Genomic DNA, 5435 nt, shown 5'->3' on the forward strand with positions numbered 1-5435 from the left:
GATGCGGGCGGGCGCCGAGGACGGGTCGCTGGTGCTGCCCGGCGGTGTCTCGATCAGCCGTTCCCTCATCGAGGACTGGTACGGCGGAGCGTTGCCCGGGAGCTGGTGAGGCGGCTCGGGCTACTCGACGACCGCGAGCGTCGCGAGCTTGGCCTTGACCTGCGCGACGCTCGGGTTGGTCTGCGCGCTCCCGTCGGCGTACACGAGGGTCGGGACCGTCTGGTTGCCGCCGTTGGCCTGCTCCACGACGAAGGCGGCGTCCGGCACCTGCTCGATGTCGACGATGTCGAAGGCGATGCCTTCGCGGTCGAGCTGGCTCTTGAGCCGGTGGCAGTAGCCGCACCACGGAGTGGTGTACATCGTGAAGGTGCTGGTGCTCATCGCTGAAGTGTCGCCTCTGCGGTCTAGGGTCTGATCTTCGACCCAACCATGTGCGCGAAGGAGATGTTCCCACCGATGTCCACGGTGTCCTCGTCGATCGAGCAACTCCTCTCCGCGCTCGACCCCGAGCAGCGTGCGGTGGCCGAGACCCTGCGCGGCCCGGTGCGGGTGCTGGCCGGTGCGGGCACGGGCAAGACCCGGGCGATCACCCACCGGATCGCGCACGGCGTCCAGGCGGGTGTCTACGCCCCGTCCGAGGTCCTCGCCGTCACCTTCACCACAAGGGCTGCCGGTGAGCTGCGCCAGCGGCTCCGCACCCTCGGCGCCCCGGGGGTCCAGGCGCGCACCTTCCACAGCGCCGCCCTGCGCCAGCTGCGGTACTTCTGGCCGCACGTCTACGGCACCGAGCTGCCGGTCCTGACCGAGTCGAAGATCCCGATGATCGCCGGCGCGTGCCGCAACATCGGCGTCCGCGGCGACCAGGCGCTGCTGCGCGACCTGGCCTCCGAGATCGAGTGGGCCAAGGTCAGCAACGTCGGCTCCGACGTCTACGCGCGGATCGCGCCGACCAAGGGTCGCAGCATCGACGGCCACTCGGCCTCCGACATTGCCCGCGTGTTCGCGGCCTACGAGGAGGTCAAGCGCGACCAGGGCCGGATGGACATGGAGGACGTGCTGCTGCTGACGGCCGGTGTGCTCGCCGGCGACGAGCGCGTCGCGGCCCAGGTGCGGCGCCAGTACAAGTGGTTCGTGGTCGACGAGTTCCAGGACGTCTCGCCGCTCCAGTCGGCGCTGCTCGACCTGTGGCTCGGTGGGCGCGACGAGCTGTGCGTCGTCGGCGACCCGGCGCAGACGATCTACTCCTTCGCCGGCGCCGATGCGACCTACCTGCGGGACTTCCCGAAGCGCTACGCCGGCACCACCTCGATCGAGCTGGTGCGCAACTACCGCTCGACCCCGCAGATCGTCGAGGTCGCCAACAGGCTGCTCGCGGGCACGCCCAGCGCCGGCGTCGACCTGCGCTCGCAGCAGGCGACCGGCTCCGCCGTCCGTTACGTCGGCGAGCCGGACGAGGTCGCCGAGGCGGCCAGCGTCGCGGACCGGATCGCGAAGCTGCATCGCGCCGGGACGTCGTACGGCGAGATGGCCGTGCTGTTCCGGATCAACGCACAGTCGGAGACCTTCGAGGACGCGCTGACCGACCGGGGCATTCCGTACGTCGTCCGGGGTGCCGCGCGCTTCTTCGACCGCCGCGAGGTGCGTGAGGCGGTGACCCGGCTGCGCGGAGCGGCGCGCTCGGGTGACGCCGACTCCGGGCCGTGGCTCGACATCGTCAAGGCGGTGCTGGCGTCGATGGGGTGGACCGCTGCGCCGCCGACGAGCAGGGGACAGGTCCGGGACCGCTGGGAGTCGTTCCAGGCGCTCGTGGACCAGTCCGAGGAGTTCTCGACCGAGGACGGGATCGAGGCGTCGATGACGACCTTCGTGGCCGACCTCGAGCGCCGGGCGAGCGAGCAGCACGCGCCGACCGCTGACGGCGTCACGCTCGCGACCTTCCACGCCGCCAAGGGCCTGGAGTGGGATGCGGTGTTCTGTTGCGGCGTCCAGGACGGCACCCTCCCGTTCGTCTACGCCAGCCAGGAGGGTGCGCCTCCCGGTGCGGTCGAGGAGGAGCGGCGGTTGCTCTACGTCGGCATGACCCGGGCGCGCCAGGACCTGATGGTGTCCTGGGCCGCTGCCCGCAACCCGGGACAGGCAGCGCGGCGCCAGCCCTCGCGCTTCCTGGTGCCGATGCTGCCCGAGGCCCAGCGCCCGCAGGCGAACCGGCGGCCCACCAAGGTCGCGCGGTGCCGCGAGTGCCTGCAGCCGTTGGCGAGCGCGGCGGAGAAGAAGCGGGGGCGCTGCTCCCACCACCCGATGCGGTACGACGAGGCGCTCTTCGAGCGACTCAAGGCCTGGCGCCTCGAGACCGCCCGGGAGAGCGGCGAGGACGGCAAGCCACTGCCGGCGTATGTCGTGTTCACCAACGCCACGCTGGAGCTGATCGCCGAGCACAAGCCCGCCACCATGGCGGCCCTCGCCTCGATCAGCGGGGTCGGCGAAACGAAGATTGAGCGGTACGGAGAGGCCGTTCTCGCGGTTGTTTCAGAAAAACCTTGAAAAACCCAATAAATGATTTGCGCGTCCTGATACACGGCCATTACGGTCGTCAGACAACATCCGTTGCGCATCAGAGCCCTGGCACGGCTCGCGCTCTCAAGGCACCGAAGGAGGTGGCGACACCATGAAGAACATGACGATCATTCCGATCCCGATGGCGACCTGGCAGCTCACGCTGTCCGCACTCGACTGCGCCACCTCTGCTCCGACGGCTCCGAACGCTGCTTTTGCTCCGTTCAGCGCCGCCGTTGACGCCGTGGCCACTGACATCAAGGCCGTTCCGGCCGTCAAGCGAGAGCGCGCCCTCACCGGCACGGGACACCGCGGCTTCAACGCCGTGTACGTCTCTGGTTTCCACGCCTGGAGCCCACCTGTCTGATCTGAGCATCAGAAAGGCAGCCTCCAGGCCGCGGAACCCGAAAGACCGGGATCCGCGGCCTTCGTGCTTCTCAGACCGAGAACGCGGAGTCGCAGATCCCCTCAAGGAAATCGACCAACGCGATCAGGTCATTGAAGAGGAGGTGAAAGCAGATGACGACCAGTGTTCTCGAGCCGACGCTGGACGAGCTGCTGCCGTGCCGGCTGAACGATGCGGAGTTGTGGTTCGCCGAGTCACCGTCGGACGTCGAGTCCGCGAAGGCACTGTGCCTGGACTGCCCTGTCCAGCAGCTGTGCCTGTCCGGCGCCCAGGAGCGGCGTGAGCCGTGGGGCGTCTGGGGCGGCGAGTTGTTCCTCGCCGGCGTGGTGATCCCGCGCAAGCGTCCCCGGGGACGTCCGCGCAAGGACGCCGCGGCGTAGTCCACACCCGCACCACCAAGACCCACAGATTGATCTCGGCCACTCAGAACGGAAGTACCACCATGTTTCAGATGATGAACGAACAGTTGGCGCGTGAGCAGATGGTCACGCGCCTGGGAGAGGCGCAGCAGCTGCGCGTGGCCACTCGTGTGGTCCGCGCCCGGCGCTTGAGCCGCAAGGCCGAGCGCGCAGCGCAGCAGGCCCGTCTCGCCCTCGCTCGCGCTCTGTGATCAACCTGTGAGGTTCCGCCAGGACCTCACGAGACACCTCCCCGGAGGACCACCTGATCGCGGGTGAAAAGGGAAGGGGCCGGAACTGACCGCCAAACAGGCAAGGTCGGGTCCGGCCCCTTCTGCGTTCCCGGGCCTACGCTGGGGAAATGACCGTCACGTGCGACTTCTGCGGCCGGCGGGCCGAGGGTGAGGACGCGCCCGTGACCTGGACGACCGCGGTCGAGCGCGGTCGGGTCCGTCGCTACTGCGACGAGTGCTCGCGGGAGTACCTCCGCTCGATGGAGGCCAAGCTCGACAGTGAGTGGTGGTAGGGGAGCGGTGCTTCACGGGAACTGCGTGATCGTGTCCCACGCGCAGCCGCAGTCCAGATGGCGTCCCCAGCGCACCCGCTCCGGCGCGGCGACCGGGCCGATGTCGACCGTCGCCGACCACGTGCTCGGCTCGTCGCCCTCGAGGTAGCGCAGCAGGTCCCGGACGGCCCAGGCGAGGGCGATCTGGTCGAGCAGCGGATCCACCGGCGGTGGCTGGTCAGCGGCTGCCCGCGCCGCCTGGGACAGCAGCAGGGGTCGCCGGGCGTCGTGGAGCGCCTCGTGTGCGTCCACGCACCGCAGGCAGGCGGTCAGGCCGGGGTGGACGAACGGGCCGACCCGGCGACCGGTGGCCGCACCCGTGACGAGCAGGTGCGGGACCGAGCTGCGGATCAGCGGGTCCAGCAGGGAGCGGTCGAGGGGCCCGGTCGTGACGATCAGGTGCGCTGCTGTGGTGAGGTCACCCGGATCGCCGGCGTGGTGACCGACCGGGCGGGTGACATGGTGCAGGCCCGCCCGGTCCAGGAGCGGTGTCAGATGCGCTGCCGTCGCCGGGTCCGCGCGGACGGCGATCATGGCAGCGTCGCGGCCCGCCTGGCGTCGTACGGCATCGGGACCGAACTGGGCCCGCAGGGTGACCAGCGCGGGGTCGGGGCGGACCTCGGCGTCCGGGACCTCGACCAGGAGCCTGGCTCGTTCGAGGCGGTGCAGGAGGGCGGTGGCGGCGTCTGGCAGCTCCTCGCCCGCCGGAACGCCACCGGGGCGGGCGAGTGCGGCCAGCACACGGCGTACGTCGGGCTCGTCGTCCACGCGTACGGCTGGCTCGTCCAGGCCGACCTGCAGGACACCGGGGGACCGCGCCATCACGGGGGTTCCGGGGCGCAGGGTCAGGTGGTGGATCCGTGGCGTGAGCGTGCCGGGCTCGGGCATGGCAGCAGGGTGCCACCGAACCGGATCGGCCGGCGGCGCTCCTCCACAGGCGGCCAGTGGGGTGGGGTGGAGGCGCAAAACGAGCCGCGGGCGGCTCCACCGAGGTGGAGCCGCCCGCGACGTTCGGTCTGTCGGACTGCGTCAATCCAGAGGAAAAACTCAGGCCTTGCCGAGGATGCGGTTGAGGTTCGTGCCGCACTCGGGGCAGACGGCCTTGGCCATCCGGGTGCCCTTGTCGTTGACCTTGACCTCGCCACTCGCCTCGCGCTTGGCCTTGCACTTCACGCAGTAGAACTCGCCGCTCCAGGTCTCCGCCATGACGGCCTCCTTGCTCAATGTCGTTCGTTCGGTCGTCGCGACGGGGACCTTGGGGGAAGCCCGTCGGAGTTCGGAGACGCGCTCCAAACCTCCTTGACCCTACGGCACGCCGCCTCGCAGGCGCAGTAACGTGCCCCGCATGTCTGAATCGGCTCTGAATTCATCTGACGCCCCCGATCTGGTCCATCTGCGCCTCGAGCGGCCCTCGGAGGGCGTTGCGATGCTCGTCCTGGACCAGCCGGACCTGCGCAACGCGATGAGCGACGAGATGACGGCGTCGTGGGTCGCGGCGGTCGACCACCTCGCC

8 protein-coding genes are annotated in these 5435 nt (G+C 69.9%); 5 read left to right on the top strand and 3 right to left on the bottom strand.

Annotated features, from left to right (window positions below; genetic code table 11):
• Window positions 1-120: 120 nt before the first annotated feature.
• Window positions 121-381 carry a mycoredoxin gene (locus tag ACOADB_RS19910; protein WP_378602474.1) on the bottom strand — a complete coding sequence of 87 codons (261 nt, stop codon included), beginning with the start codon at window positions 379-381 and terminating at the stop codon, window positions 121-123.
• Between the two features lie 75 nt (window positions 382-456).
• Here ACOADB_RS19910 and ACOADB_RS19915 point away from each other — a divergent pair, with 75 nt between their 5' ends.
• From ACOADB_RS19915 to ACOADB_RS19935, 5 genes are all read left to right on the top strand, one after another.
• Window positions 457-2541: an ATP-dependent DNA helicase UvrD2 gene (locus ACOADB_RS19915; RefSeq protein WP_378602477.1), complete on the top strand. Its 2085-nt coding sequence runs from the start codon at window positions 457-459 to the stop codon at window positions 2539-2541.
• A 124-nt stretch (window positions 2542-2665) separates the two neighbouring features.
• Entirely contained in the window at window positions 2666-2920 is a 255-nt protein-coding gene (locus ACOADB_RS19920) for a hypothetical protein (protein ID WP_378602480.1), read from the top strand.
• 152 nt (window positions 2921-3072) lie between these two features.
• Complete coding sequence (locus ACOADB_RS19925; protein WP_056707208.1) at window positions 3073-3339, top strand: WhiB family transcriptional regulator; 267 nt, start codon at window positions 3073-3075, stop codon at window positions 3337-3339.
• A 71-nt stretch (window positions 3340-3410) separates the two neighbouring features.
• Window positions 3411-3569, top strand: a complete 159-nt coding sequence (locus ACOADB_RS19930; protein WP_162251469.1) for a hypothetical protein — start codon at window positions 3411-3413, stop codon at window positions 3567-3569.
• Between the two features lie 149 nt (window positions 3570-3718).
• Window positions 3719-3883, top strand: a complete 165-nt coding sequence (locus ACOADB_RS19935; protein ID WP_378602484.1) for a hypothetical protein — start codon at window positions 3719-3721, stop codon at window positions 3881-3883.
• A gap of 12 nt (window positions 3884-3895) precedes the next feature.
• Here the strand turns inward: ACOADB_RS19935 and ACOADB_RS19940 are convergent, their stop codons facing one another.
• Both ACOADB_RS19940 and ACOADB_RS19945 read right to left on the bottom strand, forming a co-directional pair.
• Window positions 3896-4810: a hypothetical protein gene (locus ACOADB_RS19940; RefSeq protein WP_378602487.1), complete on the bottom strand. Its 915-nt coding sequence runs from the start codon at window positions 4808-4810 to the stop codon at window positions 3896-3898.
• A gap of 159 nt (window positions 4811-4969) precedes the next feature.
• Window positions 4970-5128 (bottom strand): DUF5679 domain-containing protein, encoded by a 159-nt coding sequence (locus ACOADB_RS19945; RefSeq protein ID WP_168618186.1) that lies wholly within the window; start codon window positions 5126-5128, stop codon window positions 4970-4972.
• Window positions 5129-5435: the final 307 nt, after the last annotated feature.

It is taken from the genome of Nocardioides sp. CPCC 206348, from assembly GCF_048654705.1.
In the GTDB taxonomy this organism is placed as follows: domain Bacteria; phylum Actinomycetota; class Actinomycetes; order Propionibacteriales; family Nocardioidaceae; genus Nocardioides.

What these genes read in the sequence shown, in the direction of transcription:
- ACOADB_RS19945 (WP_168618186.1), bottom strand. Translation starts at nt 5,128, where the DNA reads ATGGCGGAGACCTGGAGCGGCGAGTTCTACTGCGTGAAGTGCAAGGCC.
- ACOADB_RS19910 (WP_378602474.1), bottom strand. Translation starts at nt 381, where the DNA reads ATGAGCACCAGCACCTTCACGATGTACACCACTCCGTGGTGCGGCTAC.
- ACOADB_RS19915 (WP_378602477.1), top strand. Translation starts at nt 457, where the DNA reads ATGTCCACGGTGTCCTCGTCGATCGAGCAACTCCTCTCCGCGCTCGAC.
- ACOADB_RS19940 (WP_378602487.1), bottom strand. Translation starts at nt 4,810, where the DNA reads ATGCCCGAGCCCGGCACGCTCACGCCACGGATCCACCACCTGACCCTG.
- ACOADB_RS19920 (WP_378602480.1), top strand. Translation starts at nt 2,666, where the DNA reads ATGAAGAACATGACGATCATTCCGATCCCGATGGCGACCTGGCAGCTC.
- ACOADB_RS19935 (WP_378602484.1), top strand. Translation starts at nt 3,719, where the DNA reads ATGACCGTCACGTGCGACTTCTGCGGCCGGCGGGCCGAGGGTGAGGAC.
- ACOADB_RS19925 (WP_056707208.1), top strand. Translation starts at nt 3,073, where the DNA reads ATGACGACCAGTGTTCTCGAGCCGACGCTGGACGAGCTGCTGCCGTGC.
- ACOADB_RS19930 (WP_162251469.1), top strand. Translation starts at nt 3,411, where the DNA reads ATGATGAACGAACAGTTGGCGCGTGAGCAGATGGTCACGCGCCTGGGA.